A 24814-nucleotide genomic window follows, 5' to 3' on the forward strand; every position below is an offset into this window, starting at 1 on the left:
CAGGAGAACACATGCTCGATTCCATCAACATCGGCGTCTCCGGCCTCCTTGGCTACCAGCAAGGGCTCCGCACGATCGCCAACAACACCGCGAACCTCAACACGCCCGGCTACAAGAGTTCGACCCTCCAGTTCACGGACCTTTTCTATTCGAACTCCAACTCTGGCGGGCGCACCACGCAGCTCGGATACGGCCTCGACACCGCCGGGACCCGTCTGGACTTCAGCCAGGGCGACTTGCGGCAAACCGGCAACGACTTCGATCTCGCCGTGGACGGCGAGGGCCTGTTCGTCCTGAAAGACGATCAAGGACAGAGACGCTACACGCGCGCGGGCCAGTTCGGCTTCGACGGGGAGGGGGTGCTCGTCAGCCGCATCGACGGCAGCAAGGTGATGGGGCTCGACAGCGCGGGACGTAGCGTGGAGATCACACTCGATGGAGTGCGGGTCTCACCGGGCAAGGCAACTTCCCTGGCCCGGTTGACCGGCAACTTGTCGAGCACCGGTACGGAGCAAACGGTCAGCCCGGTGAAGGTGTTCGATGCGTCGGGACAGGAGCACGCGCTTTCCGTGAAGTTCACCAACACCAACGCAACGGCTGCCGGCAGCTGGAAAGTCGAGGTGTTCGACGGTGCAACCCTGGTGGGCACGTCCCAGGTTGTCTTCGTGGATGGCGAGCCGACGCCTGCCACCAGCAAGTTGACGTTCTCCTATGCGCCCGCAGGCGGCACGGCGCAGTCCCTCACGCTGGACTTGAGCGCCGACGTGACATCGTTCGCTTCCGGCAACCTCTCCACGCTCGCGATGACGTCGCAGGACGGCTATGCGCCGGGCAGCCTGACCAAGGTGACGTTCGACGCCGCCGGCACGCTGGTCGCGACTTACAGCAATGGCCAGACAGTCAAGGGTTCGCGGCTGGCACTCGGACGCTTCGAAAGCCTGGACGCGGTCGAGGCACTAGGCGGAGGCGAGTTCCGCGAGGCAAGCGGCATTCCCTGGACGGTCGGCAGTGCCGGCGATGCGGGGTTCGGGCCCCTTCGCGCGGGGATGCTCGAAATCTCCAACGTGGACCTGTCACGAGAGTTCAGCAGCCTGGTGGTCATGCAACGCGGCTACCAGGCCTCGTCGCAAGTGATTTCGACGGCGAACGACATGTTGCAGGAGCTGTTCGGGATGAAGCACAAGTGAAACTCGTCAAGCTGCATGCCTGGCGCGACGCCGAGCTCTCTGGAGTCAGCGCGGTGTTGCATGAATCACTGACTCTCTGGCGCCAGGCTTGGGGACTCCCCCTGCCTCGTGATGCACGGGTTTGCTGCGTGGCGGCCGAGGAGGTCGGTCCCGAGCCATGGCAGCCGCTTGACACCGGCGCAGCCGCGGGCGCGTGGGTGCACTGGTCGCCTGCTGCGCAGGCCGAACTGCAATTGCTCTTCGGTTCCGACGCCGGCTCCTCGCCCTTCGTTCAGGGGGCCGCAACAGCCTGCAGGCAGGATGCTTGCCGGCGCGTGGCAACGGCGCTCGGGCTGGATCGGGGCGCGTCCTTTGAAGTGGGTTTACCGCGAGGCAAGTGGTCCGGGGCTGTCGTGGCGACGCTCCCTTGCAACTCCCGCTTCCTGATCGATGCAACTTGCGTACCGCACGCGTTGCGTCGGTCATCGGATCCGGTTCGTCCGCGCCGCTCCGCGCTGCCCCCGCTGGCCCCGCTCCTGGAGTCGGCAAGCCGCTGCCCCACGCGCGTGGAGGCGCGGCTCACAGACTGCGACCTGGACCTCGCCATGCTCCAGCGGCTGCGAATCGGTGACGTGGTTCGCTTGCCGCATCCGTTGGACCAACCGCTCTGCATGCGGGATGCCAGCGGTCGCGCGGTGTTCGATGGCTACCTCGCACGCAGTGGCGCTTGCCGGGCAGTCGAACTGGTTGCTACGTCCGCTTGATGTCCACAGGAGTTGAATCCATGAGCCAGATGATCGAATCGTTCATGAACGCCGGTGCCGCGTCGGCCCTCAGCGCCCAGCCTCTGGAGCTCGAGGACGCTGACGGCGCCACGCCGGGCGGCGCCGTGCTGGTCCAGGGCATCCACCCCCTGCATTCCGTGAAGGTGCAATTGCAGGTCCGCGTGGGGACGGTGGCCATGACCCTGGGCGAATTGCTTGCGGCGCGTGAGCGGGAAGTGCTGCGCTTGGAACGCACGATCGAAGACCCCGTCGACCTGGTGCTCGACGGACGAGTGGTGGCCCGAGGCGAGCTGATGGCAGTCGACGGGTCCTTCGCGGTGCGCATCACTGAGCTCCCCTTGCCACTGGGCTTGTAAGTTGGCAACCGCCGCGCGCCTGCGCTCGTTGCTCCAACGGAGCACCGGCGCCCTTGCATCGATGGTCAAGCACCTGCCGCGGGACACGCGCGGCGTTCCCGCCCGGGTGGCCAGCGTGGCGCTGACGCCCCAAGCGAGTGTTCATGTGGTGCAGTGGCACGGCGAGGAATTCCTGCTGGCTTGCACCGCACAGCAAGTGACCGTCCTGTCGCAGCGCAAGGGCGGCGCCCAGGAACTTCCATGAAATCCGGCTGCCTTGTCTTGGTCCTGCTGGCGGCCCTGGTGGTCGCCTGTCCGCAAGCCGCCGCCGCTTCGGCGGAACGCGGTGCGGCTGACACGGCCCAGGCCGTCCGCGTCGTGCTGGGACTGAGCGTGCTCGCCGTGTTGCCGGCGCTGCTGGTCTGCGTCACTTCCTTCCTGCGCATCATCATTGTGCTTTCCATGCTGCGGCATGCCATCGGGATGCCGGAGACACCTCCCAATCCCGTGCTGATCGGGCTGGCGCTGTTCTTCACCTTGTTCACCATGTCGCCGGTGCTGACGAACTTGAATGACCACGCTTTCCAGCCGTTCATGAGCGGTGCCCTCGGCATGGAAGACGCTTACGCCAAGGGACTGGCGCCGTTGCGCGAATTCATGGTGCGGCAGACGCGCGAACAGGACCTGGCGCTGGTCGTGGAACTGTCGCGAGCCAGCCCACCGCAGGGCATGCAGGACATTGGCACCTTGCAGCTGATCCCCGCATTCATGCTGTCGGAACTTCGCGCCGCGTTCCAGATCGGCTTTCTCGTTTTCCTGCCCTTTCTCCTCATCGATCTCGTCGTCTCCTCGGTCCTGATGTCGCTGGGCATGATGATGATGCCTCCCACAACCGTGGCCCTCCCGCTCAAGGTGCTCATGTTCGTCCTCGTCGACGGCTGGTCGCTGATCCTGAAGGCGCTGGTGGGTTCCTTCCACTGAGGGTGGCGTGGAGCACGCGACGCATTCGGAGGACGAAGGGCTGCTGTGGCGGCAGTTGCGCGGCGCGGGTGACGTGCAGGCCCGTGAGCGCCTGCTGGGACTCCACATGCCGTACGCGAAAATTGTCGCGGCGTCCTACTTCTCCAAGCGCTTCCACGATGAAATCGAGTTCGGTGACTATCAGCAGCTGGCCTGCGTCGGGCTGCTGGAAGCCATGGAGCGATTCGATCCCGCGCGCGGAGTGCAGTTCCGCACGTTCGCCGCGCGCCGCATGCACGGAGCCATCCTCAATGGCCTGGAAAAACTCACCGAAAAGCAGCAGCAGATCGCCGTGCGGCAGCGCCTGAGGGTGGAGCGGCTGCAGGACGTGCGCGACGGCGCGCTCGCGCAAACGGCGGGGGCGAGCGGCGCGCCGCAGACTGCGGAGCAGCTGATGCGATTCGTGGCGGAGCTGGGCGTGGGCCTGGCGGTATGCTGGATGCTCGAAGGCACCGCGATGGTCGAATTGCCGGGTGCGGCGGGCACCGCACACTTCTACGAAGGCGTGCAGCTCAAGCAGTTGCGCGAGAGGCTTCTGCGTGCCGTCAACCGGCTGCCGGCACAGGAGCGCACCGTGCTGAAAAGTCATTACCTGCAGGATGTTCCCTTCGAACGCATAGCCGCCGACCTGCAGTTGACGAAGGGGCGCATCTCGCAGATCCACAAACAGGCCCTGCTGCACATTCGCAAGATGCTCGGCGCGGCGACCGACTGGGATCTGTCTTGCTAGGAGAAACACAAGCCATGGAACCGACTCCGGCCTCGCGCGCCAACCGGCTGCGGCAATTGCAGGGCTATCTGGCGCAGGACCCCGCCAACGCCCACCTGCTCGCGGAAGTGTGCGACGCGGCGCTGTCCGCCGGCGAGCACGAAGCCGCGCTGCAGGCGATCGAGGCCGCCGAGGCGCACCACCTGGAACCGGCTGCCTGGCTGCATCGGCGCGCGCACGTCGCCATGGCGCGCTGCCAGTGGGACGAGGCCCTGGCAGTACTGGCGCGCGTGCAGGCCGCCGCCGGCAATCACGCGGCGCTATTGCATGACATCGCGCTGGTGCATTTGTGCGCCGGCCAGCACGCCGCTTGCCGCGATGTCGTGGCGACCGCGCTCGCAGAGCCCGCGATCGAGCCCGACATGCTCGGGCGCTTGCAGGCCCTCTGGCTGCGCGCCATGCACCACCTGGGGCTGCTGTCCGAAGCCTGGCAGTGGGTCGAACAGCAGCAGGCGAGCCGACGGCTCCAGTGCCGGGCGATGGGCGTGGCCGCCCTGCTCGCGATCGATCTCGAGCGCTTTCCGGCGGCCACTGCGCTCGCCGAGGCAGCCCTCGCCGATCCCCAGCCGACGGCCGAGGCTTTCGTTGCCGCGGCCTACGTGGCGCTGGCGCGCCGGCAAACGGACCAGGCGGCGGGCTTGCTGCAGCGGGCGCTGCAAGCCAATCCACGCGACGGCCGCACGTGGTCGGCACTCGGTCTCGCGAACTTGCAGTCTGGCGACATCGCGGGGGCGCGACAACACCTCGAACGCGCCATCCACACGCTGCCTGGCCACATCGGCACATGGCATGCGCTTGGCTGGGCGTGCCTGCTGCTGCAGGACCTGGCAGCCGCCCGTCCCGCATTCGAGCGGGCCCTTGCGCTCGATCGCAACTTCGGCGAAAGCCATGCGGCGATGGCCCTGGTGCTTTTGCTGGAAGGACGCGCGGCGGAATCCGGGCATTACCTGCGCGTGGCCGAACGCCTCGACAGCCGCAGCGTCACTGCGGGGTACGTGCGTGCCCTGGGCAGCGACGCCTTGGGCGACGCCAGGTCGATCCGGGCGCTCGCCGACCGCCTCCTGGACCGCCCTGGTTTCTTCGGCGGCCGCCTGAGCGACAGCCTGCCGCCCTCCCCGGACTGAAGAAGCTTGCGTTCACAGCGCACTTTCGTATGATGGCGGCGCACTAACGAGGAGAGGTTTCATGGACTTCAAGACAGCCGTCATCCGCTGCCTGCGGGACAAGTACGTCGACTTCAACGGGCGTGCGGGCCGCTCGGAATACTGGTGGTTCTTCCTGCTGTGCGTCGGGGTTGCCGTCGTGTTCAATGTGTTGGGCCTGGACATGCTTGGCCTGCTGGCCAACCTCGCGTTGCTGCTGCCCTCGCTGGCCGTCGGCGCGCGCCGCCTGCACGACACGGGCAAGAGCGGCTGGTTCCAGTTGGTGTGGCTGATCCCGCTGATCGGCTGGGCCATCATGATCTACTGGCTGGTGCAGCCCAGCACCACGTCCAATGTGTATGGCGACGGCCCCGCCGTCGCGGGCGACGTCACCGCGGTGCCGCCCGGCGCCGTCTGAGCGCCAGCGCGGGCGGCGCGTGCCGTCCGCTGCTCAATAGATCAGCGTCACACCTACCGTGTCCCGGTAGGTGCCGGCGCTGACATCCTGCCCGGCGGGAATGCGCCCGTAGATGATGAACGTGGCCAACGCCGTGCTGTTGTTCGAGATGGACAGGTTCACCGATAGCGTGTCGACGCTGTCCGTGGTGCCCCACGCGTTGGTACGGCCGACGTCCCGGTAAAGGCCGTAGGCCAGCGTGTCGCCGCTGCCTCCCGTGTGCCTGAGCCGCCGCGCGTTCACCGACGCTCCGTTCAAGCCCTGGTCCACGCGCATCAGCAGCGTGTTGTTCTGCGGGCCGCCGTCGCGGCTGCAGCTGACCGTCACGTTGGCCAAGCTGTCGTTCGGCGCAGGCGAGAAGAAGTCGTACGAACCGAATCCCAGGCTGCCGCCGGAGACCAGCCGGCAGGTGACGGCCGCCGGCGCCGCCAGTGGCGCCAGGCACAGCATCAGCAGCAGCAGCAACCTACTCACAGGCAAGGCCTTCCTTCAGTTCGTGCACCGGTTCCGGGAAAGCGGGAACCGTCATGCGGCAGACGTAGGAGCGATCCTGGATCCGCAGGGTTCCGGTGTACACGCCCGGCTCCGCATTTTCCAGGTAGAAGTCCCCGGCGGAGCCGGTTTCGATGTTCACCGAGCCCGCGTCGCCCGCCATCGTCCAGGCGCGGGAGGCGATCGGCTTGCGCGCGCCTGCGACCATTTGCCAGGCCATGCCGGCCACCGCGTTGACCTTGCGCACGCCGAAGTCGACGACGGTGCCGCTGCGGTAGCTGGGTGCAATGGTGCGCTTGCGTTCGGTCATCGTGTACTGCATGCCCAGCTCCTTGTCGTTGATGGTGATGTCCTGGCGCCCGAAAGAGCCCACCTGTGGCAGGAAGAGCCGGCCCAGGGGATCGGTACGGCCCTGCGGCTGGTTGTTCAGGAGGATCTCCACATTCTCCTGGGGCACGCCCAGTTTCACCAGGGCGAAGCCATCGGTGACCTGCCGCGTCATGCCCCAGTATCCGTCCAGCGCCACCAGCGCGCCGGAAACCTGTCCCAGCACATAGGTTCCGCCGTGTCCCCCCAGCGGCGACTGCGCGAACATGCTCACGCTGGCCGGCCGCAAGTTCCAGTCCGCGGCCACGAACGACGACCGCGTTGACGACTCGGCGCTGCCGGAGCTCGTGGTGGCCCCCACCCGATAGCCGAAGCCCTCACCCGCCGGCAGTTGCTGGCCGGCCTGCACCTCGAAGTCGCGCCTGCCACCCGCCTGGGTCTGGACGGAGGTGCTGACCCAGCGGTCGTTTTCCAGGTCGGCGCGAAGGTAGATGTTGAAGGCTGTTCCGTTGAACCCGTTGATGCGGGTCGTCTGGTATTCGGCGAAGACACTGAGGTTGCGCGAGAGATTGGTGGACACGCGCACGAAGCGGTTGTCCTGCGTCGCCAACGCCCTGACGGTGCGCACCAGGTCGGCGGAAAGATTCAGGTTCCCCAGGCTCGTTGCCACGCCCACGCGTGTCTCGCGGCGCGGAAAGGGATTGTCCAGCGCGCTGGCAAAGCTGTGGAACCGCTCGCCGAATTCGCGCCGCCCGAGCACCAGGGACCCCAAGGGTGCCTGGTAGGTGTAGCGCACCGACCAACCCGACGCGCCGCTGTCGGCGGCCCGGCCCGTGTTGCGCATCAGGTCCAGGGCCAGCAGCCCCGCGCGGTCGCTGCGCAGCGTGATGCCGGCCCCGAGGTTGTAGAAATTCGAGTTGCCTTCACCCCCGGCCGACACTGTCACATCGTCGCTGACGCCATAGCGGTGATAGGCCTGCCACGCGCTTTCGCGGTAGACGAAGGTGTTGGTCTCCGTGATGTCCGAGCGCTTGCCGGCGAAGTAGTTGTACTCGTGGAAGCCCTTCGCCAGAACCGTATCGGCGAAGAGGAAGGGCTGTTCGATGATCTGCTGGCGGCCAGAGGTGTCCGTCACCACCACGCGCACGGTGCGGGTGCCGCCGCTGAGAAGCAGGTTGTCCAGGCTGATCGGCCCCGGCCCGACACGGCCCCGGTAGATGGTGGTGCCGTCGACCTGCACCTCCACGTCCGCGGGCAGCGTCGTGCTGGCGTGGATGTTGGCGGTCGGCTGGCGCACCAGGTCCGGCGCCAGGTCGTAGACCTTGGCCACCATCGCCCCGGCCCCGGTGATCGTGCTGCCATAGGGGCCCGCGCTCGACACCACGTCGCCGGCGATGTAGCGGCGCGCGTTCTTGCGGTCGTCCCAGATCGCCTGGGTCGCGCCGCGCGTCGCCCGCTTGCGGTCCGGCGCCGAGTCGAACCGCATCTCCTGGCGCAGCAGGATGCCTGCCACCCGGACGTTCAGGTCCGTGTCGGCCGCCACCTGCGTGGGTCCAACGGACGGTTTTTCCACGCCCAGGCGGTAGCTGAGGACCAGGCTGTTCACCGCATCCGAGACGGGCACCGGAGGGGGCTGGTTCGACAGGTCGACCTGCGTGCCGGCCAGCGCGTCGGCGCGGAAGTCGATCACCAGCCGCAGGTCCCCTTCATCAAAGCGCACCGACGTGGCCCCCAGGCGGCGGGCGGAGTACCAGGTCTCGCCGCCATGTTGGCGCAGGGCCTGCTCGCGCGGCGCGATCTGCAGCTTGGGCAGGTCCGCAGCGGCGATCCAGAAATCGCCGTCCGCAATCCGCAGCACGGTGAACTCGCCGCGTTCCACACCGTTGGTGCGCAGGGTCAGGATGGCGTGCTCGGGCTGCGCGGCGTCGCCTTGCGCGGCCGGCGGCCGCGACTGGGCCTGCGCGGCGGGCGCCGCGCCGCAGCCTAGGGCGATGGCCACCAGGCAGGCGGCGGCGCTGGTGCCGCGCCGCGCGGCGGCAGGCGGGAACGGAATGGCTGGCCGCGGCCGGTGGCCGCCGGAAGGACGCTCAGAGGCAGCGCGCGGGATCGACATCGAGCTTGCGATCGGCGCGCACGCCTTCTCCTTCGACGGTGACGTTCAGAGTCTTCGCCCGGCGGCAGACGTCGGCGGGAATGTCCAGGGTGTAGGTCTTCTGCGTACCCGCCAGCGAATACCAGCCTGCGATTTCCTGCTGGTGGCCCGCGCCGTCGTCGACGACGAGCCGAATCACGCGAAAGTGCTGGTTGCCGCCGTTGCGCACCTGCAGCGACAGCTTGCCTTTGTCCATGCTCGGCTCGCCGACATCGGCTTGCATGCGCGGCACGGCGGGTGGCAGGAAGATGGGCACGCCGAAGCGGAAGTAGACGGCGATCTGCGCGTTGCGCCCGTCCGCCGACGGCTCCGGCTGCTCCTCGATGAACACCCGGTAGGTTCGCTCGGTCGTTCCGGCGGGCGCCTTGGCCCCGACGCGCACCAGGCGGCGGCCTTCGGCCTCCACCTCCAGCTGGCGCGGGAAATAGACGATGTCGCCCGACTCCTTGTAGATGTCGTTGCCCTGCTCGTCCTGCGTCCACTCCATGAGTTTCACGGACACCCGCAGACGCCCGGCCGCATGGTTCATCACGGTGATGGTTTCGCTCAGGGCGCCCTGGCGCAATTCCACCCGCACGGGCGACACGGAAAAATCGGACGCGATCGCGGGGCCGGCAGCGCAGGCGGCCAGCAGGAGGCCGGCAGCGTGCGCAAGGCGCCGGCTGGCAGGGCGGATGGACATCATGGCAGCGGCTTCCTTGCGCCGACGCGGGACTTCAAGGCGTCAGCGTGAGCACGACTGTATCCGAATAGGCCCCTGAAAGACGATTCTGGTAGTCCACGGGCAACACCGTGCCGATGATGGTGAACGTTTCGTCGACGTTCTTAGCAACGGTGCCCGTCGTCGGCGAGACCGACAGTGCATAGGGCATGAATTCAGTCGTGGTCGTGGCATGGCGCATCCGGCGCGCATTGGTGCCGGTGGCCCACAGGCCATCGTCCACGGAGATCAGGTAGGCGGCCGTCGCCGCGCTGCCGACGCACCTGAAGGTGCTGGTCACCGTCACCGTCGCATTCGACGTGAGGCCGGGATCGATCGTGCCGAAGGGAACGTTCAGGCTGGACGTGGCGAACCTGCAGTTGTTCTTGGACAGCACGGTTGCCGTCACCGCCAGGGTGCCGCTGCTGGTTCCCGCCTGTGCCGACAAGCCGCTGCCGAGAAGCAGGGCGGCTGCAAGCAACCCCGGCAACGGCAATCTGGTTGATGGACACTTGCGCATCGTCATTTACTCGTGGCACAGGCGCACGCGCCCACGCGCCCCGTTGACGGGGCGGCGCGAGCGGAGCGACCGGGGCTTAGTAGTTGACGGCGACGCCGACGGAACCGGAGTACGTGTCGGGCTTCACGTTGACGAAGTTCGCGTTCAGGATCGTGCCACCCAGGCTCACCGTCTTGGCGGTGACGGCGCCCAGGCCCAGGCCGGTGTAAGCGGTCGGATTGGTCCAGGCGATCGCGTAGGCGATGGAGTCGGGGGTGGTGCCGGCGCCCGTCATCGTGCCGGCGTACGTGCCCGTGGTAACGCCGTTCACGGTGAAGCTGGTGACCGGGGTGCCCTTGGTGCACTTGTAGCTGGCCGTCACGGTGGCGGTCGCGTCAGCGGTCGAGGTGGGGTCCAGCGCGCCGAAGGCCATGGGGCCGGACAGCGTCAGCTTGCAGACGGCGGCAACGCTGGCCGTCACGTTCAGGGTGGCGGTGTCGCTGGCGGCGAAAGTGGTGGAGGCAGCCAGTGCAACGGCGGCGGCGGCGATGGCGCGGATGGAAGTGTTCATTCGGGTTTCTCCTAACGTTGTGTCGCTATGTGTGCTTAAGCCGAATGCCTAAGCTGCGGTGAATGAACTGTAGGGCCACGTTGCCTCATCCGCAACCCACCGTGTCAGGCATCTCCAAGGATAGACGGGCGGACTTGTTGAATTTGCCACACTGCGGCGGGCCCAGGGCGTTAGTAAGCAAATGTTAGAAGATTGACGGTAAACCACCGGCGACGAACGGAAGTTGTATGTTTCTGTAAATCGAACGGCGCCTGTTGCTCACGTCGGCCTAAGTCTTCTGGACTACGCTTCTGGCAGCGGCGAATCGTCCGTGGTGACGGCATTGGAAGGTGAACGAGAGGCCAACATGCGGGTGCTGCTGGTGGAAGACGACGAAATGATCGGGCACAGCCTGCGCGAAGCGCTGGCCGGCCAAGGCTGGTCCGTCGACTGGGTCAAGGACGGCCTGCTGGCCCAGAGCGCCTGGTCCGATGGCGACTACGCCTGCGTCCTGTTGGACCTCGGCCTGCCCAAGCGCGACGGCGTGGAGGTGCTGCGCCACGCGCGCACGGGCGGTGACCGCACGCCGGTGCTGGTGCTCACCGCACGCGACGGCCTGGACGATCGCGTCGCCGGCCTGGACCTCGGCGCTGACGACTACCTGCTCAAGCCCTACGAGATGCGCGAGCTCGTCGCCCGCATGCGCGCGATCATCCGGCGGCGTGACGGCAGCGCGCATTCGGTCATCGGCAACGACAGCGTGCAGTTGGACCTGACCACCCGCGAGGTGCTCGTGCAGGGCGACCGCTCGCAGCTTTCCGCGCGCGAATTCGCGCTGCTGCACGCGCTGCTGGAACGCCCGGGCGCCATCCTTTCGCGCGAACAGCTGGAGAACCGCATCTACGGCTGGGGCGAGGAAGTGAGCAGCAATGCGGTGGACGTCCTGATCCACGGCATGCGTCGCAAGCTGGGAATCGACGCGATCCGCAACGTGCGGGGGCTGGGCTGGCGCGTCGCCGGCGGTGCGGCCATCACCGGAGGCGCGCCATGAAGTGGCACGTGTTCCCGAACGGCCCGATGTGCTCGATTCGCCGGGCGCTGATGCTGTGGCTGCTGCCGCTGTTCCTGCTGGTCGGCGCGCTCAGCGCGGTCGCCTCCTACTGGAGCTACGCCACGATGGTCGGCACCTTCATGGACGAACAGATGCAGCAGCTGGCCACCGCGCTGGGCGACAACCGCACCATCCAGCCGACGCCGCTGAACGCGGAGCGCGTGGAGAAGCGGGGCGCGTACGTCGTGCAGACCTTCGACACCCAGGGCACGCTGCAGGTCACGTCGTGGCCCGAGGTGCGCGTGCCGCTGCAGCCCGGTGCCGGCTTCCACGAGGTGCGGCAGGATGGACGCAGCTGGCGCGTCTACACCCTGCGGGCCGATGCCGGCGGCAACGCCAACGTGCAGGTGCTGCAAAGCGAACACTTCCGCGCCAAGCTGGCCGCGGAGCGGGCGGGCGCGGCGGTAGCGCCGTTGCTGCTGCTGCTGCCGCTGTGCGGGCTCGCGCTATGGGGCGTGGCGCGCGCCATGTCGCGTGCGCTGCAGGACATCGGTCGGCAGGCGGCGCAGCAGGACGAGCACCACATTTCCGAGCTTTCGGTGGCCCACGTGCCCAAGGAGATCGAGCCGCTGGTGGCCTCGTTCAACAGCTTGCTGCGGCGGCTGCGCGACGCCTTCGCCACGCAGCGCCGCTTCGTCCAGGATGCCGCACACGAACTGCGCACGCCCATTGCGGCGATCGGCCTGCAGGTGGAGAACATGCGCCAGGACGTGAACTGCCAGGCGTCCGCGGACCGGTTCGCGCAACTCGAATCCGGCGTGCGCCGCGCGCAACGGCTGGTCGACCAGCTGCTGCGCCTGTCGCGGCAGGAGGCGGCCGGCGCCGACGGTCCCGCGATCGTCGACCTGCAGTCGCAGCTGCGCGAAAGCATCAACACGCTGATCGGCCTGGCCGACCAGCGCAACATCGACCTGGGCATCGTGGCGACGCCGACGGCGCCGGCAGCGGGTGCGCTCACGCTGCATTGCGCGCAGGCCGACCTGCGCAGCCTGCTCGACAACCTGATCGAGAACGCGTTGCGCTACACGCCGGAAGGCGGCGTGGTGGACGTGCGGCTGCTGCAGGACGGCGGGCGCATGGCGGTCGAAGTGGTGGACACGGGCCCGGGCATCCCCCAGGAGCTGCTGCCCCGCGTGTTCGACCGGTTCTTCCGCGTGCCGGGCAACGGCAGCAACGGCAGCGGGCTGGGCCTGTCCATCGCGCAAGCCGCGGCGCAACGCTGCGGCTTGCTGTTGACGCTGCGCAATCGGCAGGACCGCAGCGGCCTCATCGCGCGCATCGAACCGGCCTGATGCGCCGCTCACGCGCGGCTAAGAAAGCGCTAAGGCTCGCCTAAAGAGCGGCACCTACAGTGAGATCACGGTTGATGCAGGGAACAGAGGACTCCGCACCGACCGCTGAATCCGACTCCTCGCCACTCACTGAAAAGGTCCCATCATGAATGCCAAGTTCCTGCTCGCCACGCTCGCCATCGCCGCCGCCGCCACGGGTGCTGCCCGTGCCGACGAAGCCGACGCTTCCCAGTTCGCCCTGAAGTTCGAAGGCAACCGCACCCGCGCCGAAGTCATGGCCGAAGCGGCGACCGTGCCGGCCACCCGCAGCCTCGAGCCGGCAGGCTCGCGGGTCGCGGCGCTGCCCAAGTCCACGCTGGACGTGAAGGCGGTGCGTGACGAAGCCGTCCAGGCGCTGCGCCTGGGCAAGATCCCGTCGGGTGAGTCGAGCTTCTGACCCACGGTTCCTGAGAGAAGCAAGAAGGGCCGCAGTGATGCGGCCCTTTTCCTTGGCGCAGGCGGTCAGCTCAGAGCGTCAGTGTCAGCGTGACCGGCGCGTCGGTGCTGACCTGGGTATGCAGGGTGGCTGCCGTGTCGTTCGTCCAGGTGTCGCCCGGCCAATGCGGCGCAAGCAGCGGCGCCACGGTCAGCGTATGCGCGTCGTCCTCCGCGCGATGCGCGGAATCGGCCCAGGTGGTGGAAGGCAGCTCGATCCTCATAGGATTGCACTGTAACCATTCGTTGCATGCCCTTGGCAACCCCGAGCAAGCTAACTCGGCAGGAAACGTCGAATAGTTCACGCAAGGGGTGCGCTAGCATCACCGACCTTGAAAAGTTCACGCGCTGCCCTCAGCTCGTGCTCGCGCAAGAAACAACACCATGGCCCAGAAACAGACGCTCTCCTTCCAGGCCGAGGTCGCGCAGCTGCTGCACCTCGTCACCCACTCGCTGTATTCCAACAAGGAGATCTTCCTTCGCGAATTGATCTCGAACGCCTCCGACGCCTGCGACAAGCTGCGCTTCGAGGCGTTGAACGACCCGTCGCTGTACGAGGACGCACCCAACCTCGAAGTGCGCGTGAGCTTCGACAAGGAGGCGCGCACCCTCACGATTTCCGACAATGGCGTCGGTCTGTCGCGGCAGGAGGCGATCGACAACCTCGGCACCATTGCCAAGAGCGGCACGCGCGAATTCATGAACCGGCTGTCCGGCGACCAGAAGGCCGACGCCCAGCTGATCGGCCAGTTCGGCGTCGGTTTCTACTCGGGGTTCATCGTGGCCGACCGCATCACGGTCGAATCGCGGCGTGCCGGGCTTCCACCCGAGGAGGGCGTGCGCTGGGTGAGCGGCGGCGCCGGCGACTTCGAGGTGGAGGCGGTCACCCTGCCGCAGCGCGGCACCAGCGTCACGCTGCACCTGCGCGACGATGCGCTCGACTACCTGTCCACCTGGAAGCTCAAGTCGATCATCGGCCGCTACTCCGACCACATCTCGCTGCCGATCCTGATGCGCAAGGAGGAATGGAAGGATGGCGCCGACGGCCAGCCGGGCGACCATGTGCTCTCCGAGGAGTGGGAGACCGTCAACCAGGCGACGGCCCTGTGGGCACGCGCGAAAAAGGACGTGACGCCCGAGCAATACAAGGAGTTCTACAAGGCCGTCAGCCACGACTACGAGGATCCGCTTGCCTGGAGCCACAACCGCGTGGAAGGCAGCACCGAGTACACGCAGCTGCTCTACATCCCCGCGCACGCGCCCTTCGACCTGTGGAACCGCGAGAAGGCCGCAGGCGTGAAGCTGTACGTCAAGCGCGTGTTCATCATGGACGACGCCGAAGCGCTGCTGCCTTCGTACCTGCGCTTCGTCAAGGGCGTCGTCGACTCCGCCGACCTGCCGCTGAACGTCAGCCGGGAGCTGCTGCAGGAAAGCCGCGATGTGAAGGCCATCCGCGAAGGCAACACCCGCCGCGTGCTGTCGATGCTCGAGGACCTGGCCAAGGCGGAAAAGGAAGAAGGCGCGAGCGACGAGGACAAGGCGAAGTTCGCCACCTTCCACGGTGAGTTCGGCGCCGTGCTCAAGGAAGGGCTGGGCGAGGATTTCACCCATCGCGAACGCATTGCGAAGTTGCTGCGCTTTGCCTCGACGACCAGCGACGCCGCAAGCGTCTCGCTGGCCGACTACAAGGCCCGCATGAAGGAGGGCCAGGAGGCCATCTACTACATCACCGGCGACACCCAGGCCGCAGCGGCGAACAGCCCGCAGCTGGAAATCTTCCGCAAGAAGGGCCTCGAGGTGTTGTTCATGACGGACCGCGTGGACGAGTGGGCGCTGAACTACCTGCAGGAGTTCGACGGCACGCCGCTGCAATCCGTGGCCAAGGGCCAGGTGGACCTGGGCAAATTGCAGGACGAGGACGAGAAGAAAGCGGCCGAAGAAGCGGCGGAGACCTTCAAGCCCGTGCTCGCGCGCCTGAAGGAAGCGCTGAAGGACAAGGCGCAGGACGTGCGCGTCACCACGCGGCTGGTCGATTCACCCGCGTGCCTGGTGGTGACGGAAGGCGGCGTGAGCCTGCAGCTTGCGCGGCTCTTGAAGCAAGCCGGCCAGAAGGCGCCCGACGCCAAGCCGGTGCTGGAAGTGAATGCCAGCCATCCGCTGGTGCAAAAGCTCGCGTCGTCGCCGAACTTCCATGACCTGGCGCACATCCTGTTCGACCAGGCGCTGCTGGCCGAAGGCGGGCTGCCGGAAGACCCGGCAGCCTATGTGAAGCGGGTCAACGCGTTGCTAGCTTGAGCGTCGGGGTGCGCCTTCGCGCGCACCACCGACCTACGGGAATGCGCGCAGCCGACCCGTAGGCCGGCGGTGAGCGCGCAGCCGAACCCCGGTGATGGCTAGTCGAACCCGCACTCGCGCCGCACCTGCGCCGCCTCCGGTGCGGACAGCGCAGCGATCAGTGCGCGTGCGAGCTCCGGCTCGCGCGCGCCCTTGGCCACGGCAGCGGTGTAGACGGTCGTCAAGTCGTGCGGCGCGGGCAGCAGCCCCGTCAGCTGCACGCCCTGCGTGATCAGGATTTCCGTCACCTGCGTGCTGCCCACTGCATCCGCTTCGGGCGCCTGCGCCAGGGCGGCCATGGCCATCGCACCGTTGGGATAGGTGCGCAGCCGGGCGGCATCGCCTGCCAGTCCCAGCGCATGCAGCACCTTCATGAAGTGGATGCCTGCGGTGGCCTTGAGCGGGTCCGGGAAATAGATCGCCGGCGCCGATTGCAGCAGCGCCTTCAGGTCGTCGACATCGCGGATCGTGACGGCGCTGCGGCCCTGCTTCAGGGCCACACCCGTTTTCACCCCGCCTAGGGCGCGCACGGTGGTGGCATCGGCGCGGCCTTCGGCCACCAGGCCCCTGATCAGCGCGTCGCTCAGGATCAGCAGGTCGCACGGCGCACCGGCCACCAATTTGTCCTTCATCATCCCCACCGCTCCGAACGTGCCGGCGATGCGCACCCCATGCTGCTGCTCGAAGGCCGCCTGCACGCGGGCGACCAGGCCCTGCGCCGCACCGCCGCTGAGGATGTCCAGGTTCTTTGCCATCACTCGGGCTTGATGTTGGCGGACTTGATCAGTTTCTCCCACTTGGCGATGTCGTCCTGGAGGTACTTCTCGAACGCAGTGGGGTTCATCACCATCGCCGTGGCGCCCTGCCGGGCCCAGCCCTGCTGCACGTCGGGCTGGCTGGTGATTTTCGTGATCGCTTCGTTCAGGCGCGACACCACGGCCGGCGGCGTGCCCTTGGGCGCCAGCACGCCGAGCCAGATCGTCGCCTCGTAGTTCGCCACGCCCGACTCGTGCACCGTCGGCACGTCGGGCAGCACGGCGGACCGCTGCTTGCCGGTGGTCGCGATGGCCTTGACCTTGCCGGCCTTCACCTGTTCCACCATCGTCGTGACCGCGTCGAACATCAGGTCGACCTGGCCGCCGATCACGTCGGTGCGCGCGCCGGAGCTGCCCTTGTACGGGATGTGCACCAGGTACACGCCCGACATCGCCTTGAACAGCTCGCCGGCCATGTGGTACGGCGTGCCGGTGCCCGACGACGCGTAGTTCAGCTTGCCGGGCCGCTCCTTGCCGAGCTTGACGAGGTCGCGCACGTTGTTCGCAGCCACCGAGGGATGGGCCACGAAGACCAGGTCCGCGTAGTTGATCGGCGCCACCGCGACGAAGTCGCGTGTCAGGTGGTACGGCTTGTTCGGCACCAGCGTTTCGTTCACCGTGTGCGTGTTCGACATCAGCAGCAGCGTGTACCCGTCGGCCGGAGCCTTGGCCACCGTGTCGGTGCCGATGACGGCTCCCGCGCCGGGACGGTTTTCCACCACCACCGGTTGTCCCAGCTGGTCGGGCAGGCGCTGCGCCAGGAATCGCGCGTACACGTCGGCCGAGCCGCCGGCGGCGAACGGCACGACGATGCGGATCGGGCGGGTCGGCCAGTTCTGGGCAGCGGCGGGAAGGGCCTGCAGCATTCCGGCTGCACAGGCGCCGGCGGCAAGCCAGCGCAGGAGGGTCTGGCGTTTCATGGCGGGGTTCCGTGTCATTCGACTTTGCCGATCTTCTTGACGACGTCCGACATGCGCTGCACGTCGGCCTGCACGTACTTCTCGAAATCGGGCGTGTCCTGGTAGAGCACCGGGCTGCCGGCGCCGAGGATCACTTCCTTCACCTTGGGGTCGTTGGCGGCGTGGCGTGCGGCGGCGCGCAGGCGCTGCACCACGGCGTCCGGCGTGCCGGCCGGCACGAACAGCCCGGACCACTGCGCGTATTCGGCGTTGTAGCCCGCCTGCTTGAGCGAAGGCACGTCCGGCATCGACTCGAGCTTGCCGTTGCCCCAGTGGCCCAGCACGCGGATCTTGCCTGCCTTGACGTGCTGCAGCACGGTCGCCGGGCCCGTGGACAGTGCGTCGACCTGGCCGCCGAGCAGCGCAACGACAGCCGGGCCCGCGCCCGTATACGGGATGTGCGTCATGCGCACGCCGGCCACCTGCTTGAGGATCTCCATGGGCACATGCATCGTGCCGTAGTTGCCGGAGGATCCGAAGTTCAGTGCGCCCGGGCGCTTGCGCGCGTCCTCGACGAAATCCTTCACCGTCTTCCACGGTGCGTCCGCGCGCACCGCCAGCACCGTCGGGTCGGCGGTGAAGCGGGCGATCGGCCGCAGCGAATTGAAGGCATACATCTGCGGCCGGCCGAGCAAGGTGTCCGCTTCGGGCAGCACGCTGTACGAAGACAGCGCCATCAGGATCGTGTAGCCGTCGGCGGCGGCCTTGGAAGCCTGGGCCATGCCGATGCCGCCACCGGCCCCGCCCTTGTTCTCGATCACGACGGGCTGTCCGAGCTCCTTGCCCATCGACTCGGCCACGGGCCGGCCCACGACATCGGCCAGGCCGCCGGGCGGGAAGGGCACGATCATCGTGATCGGCTTGGTGGGGTAGGCGCCTTGCGCAGCGGCAAGGCCGGCCGCTGCGCAAAGGCCCGCGGCGATGAGAAAGCGGCGCATCATCGGGGTCACTCCTTGGACTCGTTTTGTTAGCATGCTATAGAGCGCCAAGGTCGGCGTGAAAGAGAGTTTTCCCCATGAGAGTTGCTGCGTACATCCTCAACGGCCAGCCCGGCGTCGGTCGCGTTTCGGCCGATGGCCGCCAGGTCGAGCCCTTCCAGTTGTCTGCGGCCGAGCTTGCGCTCGGCGCGCTGCCGATCGTCGAGGCGCAGGCCGCCGGCCGCGCGCTTCCCGCGGTCGGCAAGGCCATCGCCATCGACCAGGTGAAACTCACGGCGCCGATTCCGCGGCCGCGCCGCAATGTCTTCTGCGTCGGCAAGAACTACTTCGCGCATGCGAAGGAATTCGCCGGCAGCGGCTTCGACTCCAGCGCCAAGTCCGGCGGCGACATTCCGTCTGCGCCGATCATCTTTTCCAAGGTGCCGGAATCGGTGACGGGTCCGACCGATCCCATCCTGTTCCCCGCCGAAGTCTCCACTGCCATCGACTACGAGGCGGAGCTCACGGTGGTCATCGGCAAGGGCGGCAAGGGCATCAAGGCCGCGGACGCGATGAAGCACGTATGGGGCTACACCATCATCAATGACGTGACGGCGCGCGACTGGCAAGGCAAGCACTCGCAGTGGCTGCTGGGCAAGTCCTTCGACACCTTCTGCCCGATGGGCCCGTGGCTCGTGAGCGCCGACGAGGTGGACGGACAGAACACCGACGTGAAGTGCTGGGTGAACGGCGAGCTGCGCCAGGACGCCAACACCAAGGACTTCATCTTCGACATCCCGACGCTGATCGAATGCATCTCGGCCGGCATCACGCTGTACCCGGGCGATCTCATCGCCACCGGCACGCCGGCCGGTGTGGGCATCGGCTACAAGCCGCCGAAGTACCTGGTGCGTGGCGACGTCGTGCGCATCGAGATCGCAGGAATCGGCACGATCGAGAACGCATTCCGTTAAACGATGACCGGAGGCTCTTCCATCGCCTCCATCTGCTCTTCCAGCATCAGCACCTGCCCCTTCCAGTAGTCGGAACTCCCGAACCACGGGAAGGCGCGGGGGAAGGCGGGATCATCCCAGCGACGCGCGAGCCACGCGCTGTAGTGGATGAGCCGCAGCGTCCTCAGCGGTTCGATCAACGCCAGCTCCGTGCGATCGAACTCGCGCATCTGTTCGTAGCCATCGACCAATGCACCGAGTTGCCGCTGGCGTTGCGCCCGTTCCCCCGACACCAGCATCCACAGGTCCTGCACGGCCGGGCCGGTGCGCGCGTCGTCGAGGTCGACGAAGTGCGGGCCCGCGTCGGGTGTCCAGAGGATGTTGCCCGGATGGCAGTCGCCATGCAGCCGCAGCGAGCGGACACCGGCTTCCTCGGCCGACGCGAACGCGGTGCGAATTTGTGCAAGTGCGAGCTCGCACTTGCGCTGCCAGTCGCCCTGAACGTCCAGCGGGACCGCGTTGTTGCCGAGCAGCCAGTCCCGTGGCTCCTCGCCAAAACTCGCGATGTCCAGCGCGGGGCGCGTCTCGAACGGCTTGCGCGCGCCGACGACGTGCAGGCGGGCGAGATAGCGACCGATCCATTCCAGCACTTCGCCATCGTCGAGTTCGGGCGCGCGGCCCCCGCGCCGTGGTGAAACGCTGAAAAGGAAGCCAGCGTACTCGTGCAGCGTTGCGCCCGCCGGGGCCAGTGGCGCCACCGCCGGCACCTCGGCTTGCAGCAGCTCCGCGGCAAAGACGTGCTCTTCCAGGATCTGCGCTTCGCTCCAGCGCGCGGGGCGGTAGAACTTGGCAACGACGATGCCCGCGCCTTCGAACGGATCTTCGAGGTGGATCTGGTAGACCCGGTTCTCGTAGGAACTCAGGCCGAGCAGCCGCCCGTCACCGTAGAGCCCCACCGACGCCAGTGCATCGAGCACGACGTCGGGCGTGAGCGTTTCATATGGGTGGCGGGCATCTGCAGTCATGCGGCATTGTCGCCGCCATCGCTCACACCACCTGGATCTTGACGTCGATGTTGTTGCGGGTTGCGTTGGAGTAGGGGCAGACCTTGTGCGCTTCGGCGACCAGCTGTTCGGCGGCGGCCCGCTCCATGCCCGGCAGGCTGATGTTCAGGCGCACCGAAATGCCGTAGCCCAGCGAGGTCGGGCCGAGGTCGACTTCAGCGGCGATCGATGTGTCCGCGGGCACGGTGGCCTTCAGCTTGGGCGCCACGGCCTTCATCGCGCCCAGGAAGCAGGCGGAGTAGCCGACGCCGAACAATTGCTCCGGGTTGGTGCCGGTGCCTTGTCCGGGGGGCGAGAGCTTCACTTCGATGCGTCCGTCGTCCGATCGGCCCTGGCCGTCGCGCCCGCCGGTGGCATGGGTCTTGGCCGTGTACAGGACTTTGTCGAGGGAGGTGGTCATGGTGGTTTCCTGGTGGATGCTTCGGGTGAAGCGAGGGGGGAGGGGTCAGGCGGCGAGCCGCTCGCGCAGGCCGCGCACTTGCGCGGTGAGCTGGAGCAACTCGGGAATGGAGCATTGGCTGGCGGCCAGCACGCAGGCCGGCACTTTCGCGGCGCGGGCCTTCAGCTTGCGGCCGGCAGGCGTGAGATGCACATGCACGCGGCGCTCATCGGCGACGTCGCGCATGCGGCTCACCAGCCCGGCGCCTTCCAGCCGCTTGAGCAGCGGCGTCAGCGTGCCGGAGTCGAGGAAGAGGCGCTGCCCGAGTTCGGACACCATGAGGCCGTCGCCCTCCCACAGCACCAGCATCGCCAGGTACTGCGGGTAGGTGAGGCCGAGCTCGTCGAGCAGCGGCTTGTACAGCTTGGTCATCGCCAGCGACGCCGAATACAGGGCGAAGCAGAGCTGGTGGTCGAGCAGCAGGGCTTCGTCGGCAGTGTGGCGGCGGGATGGCATGGCGGAATTGTAGCTCCAAATTGAATTGCGTGCAATTTGATGAGGTGAATGGCGGGGTCGCTTCGCGAACCCGCCCTGCCGACGGGCCCTGTAGGGCGGGTTCGCGCCAGCGACCCCGCCGCCCACGTCACTTCCCCGTGAACCGCGCCGCCCGCTTCTCCACGAACGACCTTACGCCCTCCGCCGCGTCCTCCGTGCGCGACAGCCGCTGCTGCACCGGCACGAACTCCGCCATGGCCTCCAGCGGCCCCCGTTCCACGGCCGCCAACGCATTCAACCGCGTGGCGACCACCGCCAGCGGCGCCTGCGCCGCGATCGTCTCCGCGATGCGGATGGCCTCCTGAAGCTGCTGGCCTGCCGGCACCACCTTCTGCACGAAGTTCAGGCGCAGCGCCTCGGCCGCGCAGAACTCGTCACCGGTCAGCAGGTGCAGCATGGCGTTGCCCAGGCCGGCGCGCTCCGCCATCCGCAGCGTGGCGCCGCCGGTCGCCATGATCCCGCGCTTGACCTCCAGCTGCGAGAAGCGGCAGTCGTCCGCCGCCACCACGATGTCGGCGGCGAGCATCAGCTCGATGCCCAGGGTGAAGGTGATGCCCTGCACCGCCACCACCATCGGCTTGGTGCGGCGCCGGTACCCGGGCGTGCCCAGGTTCAGCGGCTCCACCGCATCCTGCGGCCACAGCTTCTCGCCGCGCTGCATGGCCGGCGCGATCGTCGGCAGGTCCAGCCCCGCGGTGAAGTGGTCGCCGTGCGCGAACAGCACGCCGACGCGCAGGCTCGCGTCGTCGTCCAGCAGGGTGTAGGCTTCGCCGAGCTCGCGGAACATGCGCGGCGTGAAACCATTGCGCTTGGCCGGCCGGTTGATGCCGACCAGGAGCAGCGCTCCGCGGCGCTCGGTGGTGATGGTGCCCTCGGCGGGCGGCATGGCGTTTTCCATGAGCCGCATTAGAGCAGCCACTCCGATCCGGCGCGCGCCCTTGTGCCTAGACTCCACGGTAGAGGAGACCCTGCATGACCGCTTCCCTTCCAGCCACGGTGGACTACCTGATCGTCGGTGGCGGCTCCGCCGGCTGCGTGCTGGCGGCGCGCCTGAGCGAAGACCCTTCGGTGCAGGTCGCGCTGCTGGAGGCGGGGCCGCCGGACAGCAGTGTCCTCATCCACTGCCCGGCAGGGCTGGCCCTGCTGGCGAGGAACGGCCAGGCGAACTGGGGTTTCCAGACCGTGCCGCAGGTCGGCTTGAACGGCCGCCGCGGCTACCAGCCGCGCGGCAAGGTGCTGGGCGGCTCGAGCTCGGTCAACGCGATGATCTACCTGCGCGGGCAGCGCGCGGACTACGACCGCTGGGCGGCCGAAGGCAATGCGGGCTGGGGCTGGAACGACGTGCTGCCGTACTTCCGGCGCGCGGAACACAACGAGCGAGGCGCCGACGCATTCCATGCCACCGGCGGGCCGCTCAACGTCATGGACTTGCGCAGCCCGCACCGGTTCGGCTCCGTCTTCGTGGAGGCCGGCAAGCAGGCGGGCTACTTGGAGAACCGAGACTTCAACGGCATCTCGCAGGAAGGCGTCGGCCTGTACCAGGTGACGCACAAGAATGGCGAACGCTTCAGCGCTGCCAAGGCCTATCTCGTGCCCAACCGGCAGCGCCCCAACCTGCATGTCGTCACCGGCGCGCACGCCACGCGCGTGCTGCTGCAAGCCAGGCGCGCCGTGGGCGTCGCGTATCGCCTGGACGGAAAGGATCGCGAACTCCGCGCGCGGCGTGAAGTGATCCTGAGCGCCGGCGCCTTGCTGTCACCGCAGCTGCTGATGCTCTCCGGCATCGGCCCGGCGCAGGAACTGCAGCGCCATGGCATCCCGGTGGTGCACGACCTGCCGGGGGTCGGCCGCAACCTGCACGACCATGTCGACGTGGTGCAGGTGGTCGACGCGCCGCACCTCACCGATCTGTTCGGCTTGTCGCCGCGAGGACTGGTCAACGCGTTCAAGGGCATTCTCGAATGGCGCCGGCATCGCCGCGGCCTGCTCACCACCAATTTCGCGGAGGCGGGCGGCTTCATCCGCAGCTCGCCCGACCAGCCCGCGCCCGACCTGCAGCTGCATTTCGTGATCGGCAAGCTGGTTGACCATGGCCGCAAGACGGTGTTCGGCCACGGCTATTCGTGCCATGTCTGCCTGCTGCAACCCAAGAGCCGCGGCAGCGTGACGCTGGCCAGCGCGGACCCGCTGGCCGCCCCGCTGATCGACCCGAATTTCCTGGCCGAGCCGGATGACGTGCGCCGGCTGGTGCGCGGCTTCCAGGCCATGCGCCACATCCTGCAGCAGCCTGCGCTGGCGGGCATGCGCGGCCGCGAGCTCGCGGCTTCCGCCGGCGCCCGCGACGAGGCGGCCATCGAAGCCTTCATCCGCGGCCACGCGGACACCATCTACCACCCGGTGGGCACCTGCCGCATGGGCAGCGGGCCCAACGACGTGGTCGATGCGCAACTGCGCGTGCACGGCATCGAGGGCCTGCGCGTGGTGGATGCTTCGGTGATGCCGACGATCATCAGCGGCAACACCAACGCGCCGGTGATCATGATCGGCGAGAAAGCGGCCGACCTGGTCAAGGCGTCGGCCCGTGCGCCCCGTGACGCAGTTCACGCATCCGCCGAGGCCGTGGCCGCTTAAGGTTTACTGAAGGTTTGCTTAAGAGTTTCTTCAGAACGCGTAGCGGGCCGCGTTCCTAGACTTCTTTCCACGGCGCCCTTGCCGTCATCCACAGCGAAAGAAGACCATGCAGATCACCTCCCGCGAACTTGAGTCCGTCGCCGCCGTCGAGGCGCCCCGCTTCGACATGTACTCCGGCATCCACAAGGCGCTGCGCGCCTTCATGGCCGATACCCTGCTGGCCGTCGGCCGCATGGACCCGCTCGACGATAGCGAGGTCGCCCAGGCCAGCGGCCGGGTGCTGGAACTGCTGGCCGTCTGCGCCGGGCACCTGCGGCACGAGAACGACTTCGTCCACGCCGCCATCGAGGCGCGCGCGCCGGGCGCCAGCGCGGCCATCGGCCACGAGCACGAAGACCACGAGAAGCACATCGCGCGGCTGTCCGACCTGGTGGTCGTGCTGCGCGCCGCCGCGCCGCACACCCGCGCAGGTGCCGCTTCCCGCCTCTACAGCGAGCTGGCGCTGTTCATCGCCGAAAACTTCGAGCACATGCGCGTGGAAGAGACCGCGCACAACGCGGTGCTGTGGGCCCGCTACACGGACGCCGAACTCGTCGCGATCCACGACGCCCTGGTGGCATCGATCCCGCCGCAGGAGATGATGGCCATCGCCCGCTGGCTGGTGCCGTTCCAGAATCCGCAGGACCGCTTCCACCTGTTGGCCGACATGCGCGCCAAGGCGCCGGCGCCCGCGTTCCAGGCGGTGCTGGACCTGGTGCAGCCGCTGCTGACCACCAGGGAGTGGAGCAAGTTGACGGGGGCGCTGGGGATCGCTTCGGTGCCGGGGTTGGTGGCCGGTTGATGAGGCGGGTGTCGGGGTCGGCGCCGCCGAACCCGACCTACGGGCATGTGACTCCGGGATTTCGATGAACGCCGCGGGTCACCGCGCTCGGGCGC

The 24814-nt window shown here is 67.7% G+C and carries 28 protein-coding genes; 15 read left to right on the forward strand and 13 right to left on the reverse strand.

Translation table 11 applies throughout. The annotated features are described in order from the left end of the window. The first annotated feature begins 11 nt into the window (after positions 1-11). From WG902_RS06390 to WG902_RS06425, 8 genes are all read left to right on the forward strand, one after another. Positions 12-1187 (forward strand): flagellar hook protein FlgE, encoded by a 1176-nt coding sequence (locus WG902_RS06390; RefSeq protein ID WP_340059114.1) that lies wholly within the window; start codon positions 12-14, stop codon positions 1185-1187. Further along, positions 1184-1930 carry a hypothetical protein gene (locus tag WG902_RS06395; RefSeq protein ID WP_340059115.1) on the forward strand — a complete coding sequence of 249 codons (747 nt, stop codon included), beginning with the start codon at positions 1184-1186 and terminating at the stop codon, positions 1928-1930. The genes WG902_RS06390 and WG902_RS06395 overlap by 4 nt, the downstream gene beginning before the upstream one ends. Before the next feature lie 20 nt (positions 1931-1950). Beyond that, positions 1951-2307, forward strand: a complete 357-nt coding sequence (locus WG902_RS06400) for a FliM/FliN family flagellar motor switch protein (RefSeq protein ID WP_340059116.1) — start codon at positions 1951-1953, stop codon at positions 2305-2307. 28 nt (positions 2308-2335) lie between these two features. After that, positions 2336-2551, forward strand: coding sequence for a flagellar biosynthetic protein FliO (locus WG902_RS06405; RefSeq protein ID WP_340059117.1), 216 nt, complete (start codon positions 2336-2338; stop codon positions 2549-2551). Continuing rightward, positions 2548-3267: a flagellar type III secretion system pore protein FliP gene (gene fliP / locus WG902_RS06410; protein WP_340059118.1), complete on the forward strand. Its 720-nt coding sequence runs from the start codon at positions 2548-2550 to the stop codon at positions 3265-3267. The genes WG902_RS06405 and fliP overlap by 4 nt, the downstream gene beginning before the upstream one ends. A 7-nt stretch (positions 3268-3274) precedes the next feature. Further along, positions 3275-4036 carry a sigma-70 family RNA polymerase sigma factor gene (locus WG902_RS06415; protein WP_340059119.1) on the forward strand — a complete coding sequence of 254 codons (762 nt, stop codon included), beginning with the start codon at positions 3275-3277 and terminating at the stop codon, positions 4034-4036. Between the two features lie 14 nt (positions 4037-4050). Continuing rightward, on the forward strand, positions 4051-5199 hold the full coding sequence (locus WG902_RS06420) for a tetratricopeptide repeat protein (protein ID WP_340059120.1): 1149 nt from the start codon (positions 4051-4053) through the stop codon (positions 5197-5199). 61 nt (positions 5200-5260) lie between these two features. Further along, positions 5261-5635 (forward strand): DUF805 domain-containing protein, encoded by a 375-nt coding sequence (locus WG902_RS06425; protein WP_340059121.1) that lies wholly within the window; start codon positions 5261-5263, stop codon positions 5633-5635. A 33-nt stretch (positions 5636-5668) separates the two neighbouring features. Here WG902_RS06425 and WG902_RS06430 read toward each other — a convergent pair whose 3' ends face one another. From WG902_RS06430 to WG902_RS06450, 5 genes are all read right to left on the reverse strand, one after another. Next, the gene (locus tag WG902_RS06430; protein WP_340059122.1) at positions 5669-6148 is read right to left on the reverse strand and encodes a Csu type fimbrial protein; all 480 of its coding nucleotides are present in this window, start codon (positions 6146-6148) and stop codon (positions 5669-5671) included. After that, positions 6141-8606, reverse strand: coding sequence for a fimbria/pilus outer membrane usher protein (locus WG902_RS06435; RefSeq protein WP_340059123.1), 2466 nt, complete (start codon positions 8604-8606; stop codon positions 6141-6143). The genes WG902_RS06430 and WG902_RS06435 overlap by 8 nt, the downstream gene beginning before the upstream one ends. Further along, a complete protein-coding gene (locus tag WG902_RS06440; protein WP_340059124.1) occupies positions 8581-9330 on the reverse strand; it encodes a fimbrial biogenesis chaperone in 750 nt (249 codons plus the stop codon). Before WG902_RS06440 ends, WG902_RS06435 begins: the two co-directional genes overlap by 26 nt. A gap of 31 nt (positions 9331-9361) precedes the next feature. Next, complete coding sequence (locus WG902_RS06445) at positions 9362-9871, reverse strand: spore coat protein U domain-containing protein (RefSeq protein WP_340059125.1); 510 nt, start codon at positions 9869-9871, stop codon at positions 9362-9364. A gap of 70 nt (positions 9872-9941) precedes the next feature. After that, complete coding sequence (locus WG902_RS06450) at positions 9942-10415, reverse strand: spore coat protein U domain-containing protein (protein ID WP_340059126.1); 474 nt, start codon at positions 10413-10415, stop codon at positions 9942-9944. Positions 10416-10761: 346 nt separating this feature from the next. On the opposite strand from WG902_RS06450, the gene WG902_RS06455 reads away from it, so the two are divergent. The 3 genes from WG902_RS06455 to WG902_RS06465 all read left to right on the forward strand — a co-directional run bounded on the left by WG902_RS06455 (position 10762) and on the right by WG902_RS06465 (position 13233). Then, positions 10762-11445 (forward strand): response regulator transcription factor, encoded by a 684-nt coding sequence (locus WG902_RS06455; protein ID WP_340059452.1) that lies wholly within the window; start codon positions 10762-10764, stop codon positions 11443-11445. Beyond that, positions 11442-12797 (forward strand): sensor histidine kinase, encoded by a 1356-nt coding sequence (locus WG902_RS06460; protein WP_340059127.1) that lies wholly within the window; start codon positions 11442-11444, stop codon positions 12795-12797. The genes WG902_RS06455 and WG902_RS06460 overlap by 4 nt, the downstream gene beginning before the upstream one ends. Positions 12798-12942: 145 nt before the next feature. Then, positions 12943-13233 (forward strand): DUF4148 domain-containing protein, encoded by a 291-nt coding sequence (locus WG902_RS06465; RefSeq protein ID WP_340059128.1) that lies wholly within the window; start codon positions 12943-12945, stop codon positions 13231-13233. A 70-nt stretch (positions 13234-13303) separates the two neighbouring features. Here WG902_RS06465 and WG902_RS06470 read toward each other — a convergent pair whose 3' ends face one another. After that, positions 13304-13495 carry a hypothetical protein gene (locus WG902_RS06470; RefSeq protein WP_340059129.1) on the reverse strand — a complete coding sequence of 64 codons (192 nt, stop codon included), beginning with the start codon at positions 13493-13495 and terminating at the stop codon, positions 13304-13306. 160 nt (positions 13496-13655) lie between these two features. Here WG902_RS06470 and htpG point away from each other — a divergent pair, with 160 nt between their 5' ends. Further along, positions 13656-15566, forward strand: coding sequence for a molecular chaperone HtpG (gene htpG / locus WG902_RS06475; RefSeq protein ID WP_340059130.1), 1911 nt, complete (start codon positions 13656-13658; stop codon positions 15564-15566). Positions 15567-15664: 98 nt separating this feature from the next. Here htpG and WG902_RS06480 read toward each other — a convergent pair whose 3' ends face one another. From WG902_RS06480 to WG902_RS06490, 3 genes are read right to left on the reverse strand one after another with little or no spacing between them, the layout of a single operon-like run. Beyond that, positions 15665-16360, reverse strand: a complete 696-nt coding sequence (locus WG902_RS06480) for a molybdate ABC transporter substrate-binding protein (protein WP_340059131.1) — start codon at positions 16358-16360, stop codon at positions 15665-15667. Continuing rightward, positions 16360-17340 carry a Bug family tripartite tricarboxylate transporter substrate binding protein gene (locus tag WG902_RS06485; RefSeq protein WP_340059132.1) on the reverse strand — a complete coding sequence of 327 codons (981 nt, stop codon included), beginning with the start codon at positions 17338-17340 and terminating at the stop codon, positions 16360-16362. The genes WG902_RS06480 and WG902_RS06485 overlap by 1 nt, the downstream gene beginning before the upstream one ends. A gap of 14 nt (positions 17341-17354) precedes the next feature. Then, on the reverse strand, positions 17355-18320 hold the full coding sequence (locus tag WG902_RS06490) for a tripartite tricarboxylate transporter substrate binding protein (protein ID WP_340059133.1): 966 nt from the start codon (positions 18318-18320) through the stop codon (positions 17355-17357). Positions 18321-18394: 74 nt separating this feature from the next. Between WG902_RS06490 and WG902_RS06495 the strand changes: the two genes are divergently transcribed. Further along, positions 18395-19270 (forward strand): fumarylacetoacetate hydrolase family protein, encoded by an 876-nt coding sequence (locus WG902_RS06495; protein WP_340059134.1) that lies wholly within the window; start codon positions 18395-18397, stop codon positions 19268-19270. On the opposite strand, the gene WG902_RS06500 is transcribed toward WG902_RS06495, so the two are convergent. The 4 genes from WG902_RS06500 to WG902_RS06515 form a co-directional block, all read right to left on the reverse strand. Beyond that, positions 19267-20274, reverse strand: coding sequence for a serine/threonine protein kinase (locus tag WG902_RS06500; RefSeq protein ID WP_340059135.1), 1008 nt, complete (start codon positions 20272-20274; stop codon positions 19267-19269). The two genes, WG902_RS06495 and WG902_RS06500, sit on opposite strands and share 4 nt — an antisense overlap. 22 nt (positions 20275-20296) lie before the next feature. Beyond that, entirely contained in the window at positions 20297-20713 is a 417-nt protein-coding gene (locus WG902_RS06505; protein ID WP_340059136.1) for an organic hydroperoxide resistance protein, read from the reverse strand. A gap of 45 nt (positions 20714-20758) precedes the next feature. Continuing rightward, entirely contained in the window at positions 20759-21208 is a 450-nt protein-coding gene (locus WG902_RS06510; RefSeq protein WP_340059137.1) for a MarR family winged helix-turn-helix transcriptional regulator, read from the reverse strand. Between the two features lie 127 nt (positions 21209-21335). Further along, entirely contained in the window at positions 21336-22145 is an 810-nt protein-coding gene (locus tag WG902_RS06515; protein WP_340059138.1) for a crotonase/enoyl-CoA hydratase family protein, read from the reverse strand. A gap of 74 nt (positions 22146-22219) precedes the next feature. Here WG902_RS06515 and WG902_RS06520 point away from each other — a divergent pair, with 74 nt between their 5' ends. Beyond that, positions 22220-23878 (forward strand): GMC family oxidoreductase, encoded by a 1659-nt coding sequence (locus WG902_RS06520; protein ID WP_340059139.1) that lies wholly within the window; start codon positions 22220-22222, stop codon positions 23876-23878. Positions 23879-23984: 106 nt separating this feature from the next. Next, positions 23985-24719, forward strand: coding sequence for a hemerythrin domain-containing protein (locus tag WG902_RS06525; protein WP_340059140.1), 735 nt, complete (start codon positions 23985-23987; stop codon positions 24717-24719). Positions 24720-24814 lie beyond the last annotated feature (95 nt).

This window comes from Ramlibacter sp. PS3R-8 (assembly GCF_037572435.1).
GTDB lineage: Bacteria > Pseudomonadota > Gammaproteobacteria > Burkholderiales > Burkholderiaceae_C > Ramlibacter.

What these genes read in the sequence shown, in the direction of transcription:
- WG902_RS06400 (WP_340059116.1), top strand. Translation starts at nt 1,951, where the DNA reads ATGAGCCAGATGATCGAATCGTTCATGAACGCCGGTGCCGCGTCGGCC.
- WG902_RS06420 (WP_340059120.1), top strand. Translation starts at nt 4,051, where the DNA reads ATGGAACCGACTCCGGCCTCGCGCGCCAACCGGCTGCGGCAATTGCAG.
- WG902_RS06455 (WP_340059452.1), top strand. Translation starts at nt 10,762, where the DNA reads ATGCGGGTGCTGCTGGTGGAAGACGACGAAATGATCGGGCACAGCCTG.
- WG902_RS06500 (WP_340059135.1), bottom strand. Translation starts at nt 20,274, where the DNA reads ATGACTGCAGATGCCCGCCACCCATATGAAACGCTCACGCCCGACGTC.
- WG902_RS06440 (WP_340059124.1), bottom strand. Translation starts at nt 9,330, where the DNA reads ATGATGTCCATCCGCCCTGCCAGCCGGCGCCTTGCGCACGCTGCCGGC.
- WG902_RS06435 (WP_340059123.1), bottom strand. Translation starts at nt 8,606, where the DNA reads ATGTCGATCCCGCGCGCTGCCTCTGAGCGTCCTTCCGGCGGCCACCGG.
- WG902_RS06480 (WP_340059131.1), bottom strand. Translation starts at nt 16,360, where the DNA reads ATGGCAAAGAACCTGGACATCCTCAGCGGCGGTGCGGCGCAGGGCCTG.
- fliP (WP_340059118.1), top strand. Translation starts at nt 2,548, where the DNA reads ATGAAATCCGGCTGCCTTGTCTTGGTCCTGCTGGCGGCCCTGGTGGTC.
- WG902_RS06470 (WP_340059129.1), bottom strand. Translation starts at nt 13,495, where the DNA reads ATGAGGATCGAGCTGCCTTCCACCACCTGGGCCGATTCCGCGCATCGC.
- WG902_RS06425 (WP_340059121.1), top strand. Translation starts at nt 5,261, where the DNA reads ATGGACTTCAAGACAGCCGTCATCCGCTGCCTGCGGGACAAGTACGTC.
- WG902_RS06485 (WP_340059132.1), bottom strand. Translation starts at nt 17,340, where the DNA reads ATGAAACGCCAGACCCTCCTGCGCTGGCTTGCCGCCGGCGCCTGTGCA.
- WG902_RS06505 (WP_340059136.1), bottom strand. Translation starts at nt 20,713, where the DNA reads ATGACCACCTCCCTCGACAAAGTCCTGTACACGGCCAAGACCCATGCC.
- WG902_RS06465 (WP_340059128.1), top strand. Translation starts at nt 12,943, where the DNA reads ATGAATGCCAAGTTCCTGCTCGCCACGCTCGCCATCGCCGCCGCCGCC.
- WG902_RS06450 (WP_340059126.1), bottom strand. Translation starts at nt 10,415, where the DNA reads ATGAACACTTCCATCCGCGCCATCGCCGCCGCCGCCGTTGCACTGGCT.
- WG902_RS06520 (WP_340059139.1), top strand. Translation starts at nt 22,220, where the DNA reads ATGACCGCTTCCCTTCCAGCCACGGTGGACTACCTGATCGTCGGTGGC.
- WG902_RS06525 (WP_340059140.1), top strand. Translation starts at nt 23,985, where the DNA reads ATGCAGATCACCTCCCGCGAACTTGAGTCCGTCGCCGCCGTCGAGGCG.
- WG902_RS06495 (WP_340059134.1), top strand. Translation starts at nt 18,395, where the DNA reads ATGAGAGTTGCTGCGTACATCCTCAACGGCCAGCCCGGCGTCGGTCGC.
- WG902_RS06510 (WP_340059137.1), bottom strand. Translation starts at nt 21,208, where the DNA reads ATGCCATCCCGCCGCCACACTGCCGACGAAGCCCTGCTGCTCGACCAC.
- WG902_RS06460 (WP_340059127.1), top strand. Translation starts at nt 11,442, where the DNA reads ATGAAGTGGCACGTGTTCCCGAACGGCCCGATGTGCTCGATTCGCCGG.
- htpG (WP_340059130.1), top strand. Translation starts at nt 13,656, where the DNA reads ATGGCCCAGAAACAGACGCTCTCCTTCCAGGCCGAGGTCGCGCAGCTG.
- WG902_RS06515 (WP_340059138.1), bottom strand. Translation starts at nt 22,145, where the DNA reads ATGGAAAACGCCATGCCGCCCGCCGAGGGCACCATCACCACCGAGCGC.
- WG902_RS06490 (WP_340059133.1), bottom strand. Translation starts at nt 18,320, where the DNA reads ATGATGCGCCGCTTTCTCATCGCCGCGGGCCTTTGCGCAGCGGCCGGC.
- WG902_RS06445 (WP_340059125.1), bottom strand. Translation starts at nt 9,871, where the DNA reads ATGACGATGCGCAAGTGTCCATCAACCAGATTGCCGTTGCCGGGGTTG.
- WG902_RS06390 (WP_340059114.1), top strand. Translation starts at nt 12, where the DNA reads ATGCTCGATTCCATCAACATCGGCGTCTCCGGCCTCCTTGGCTACCAG.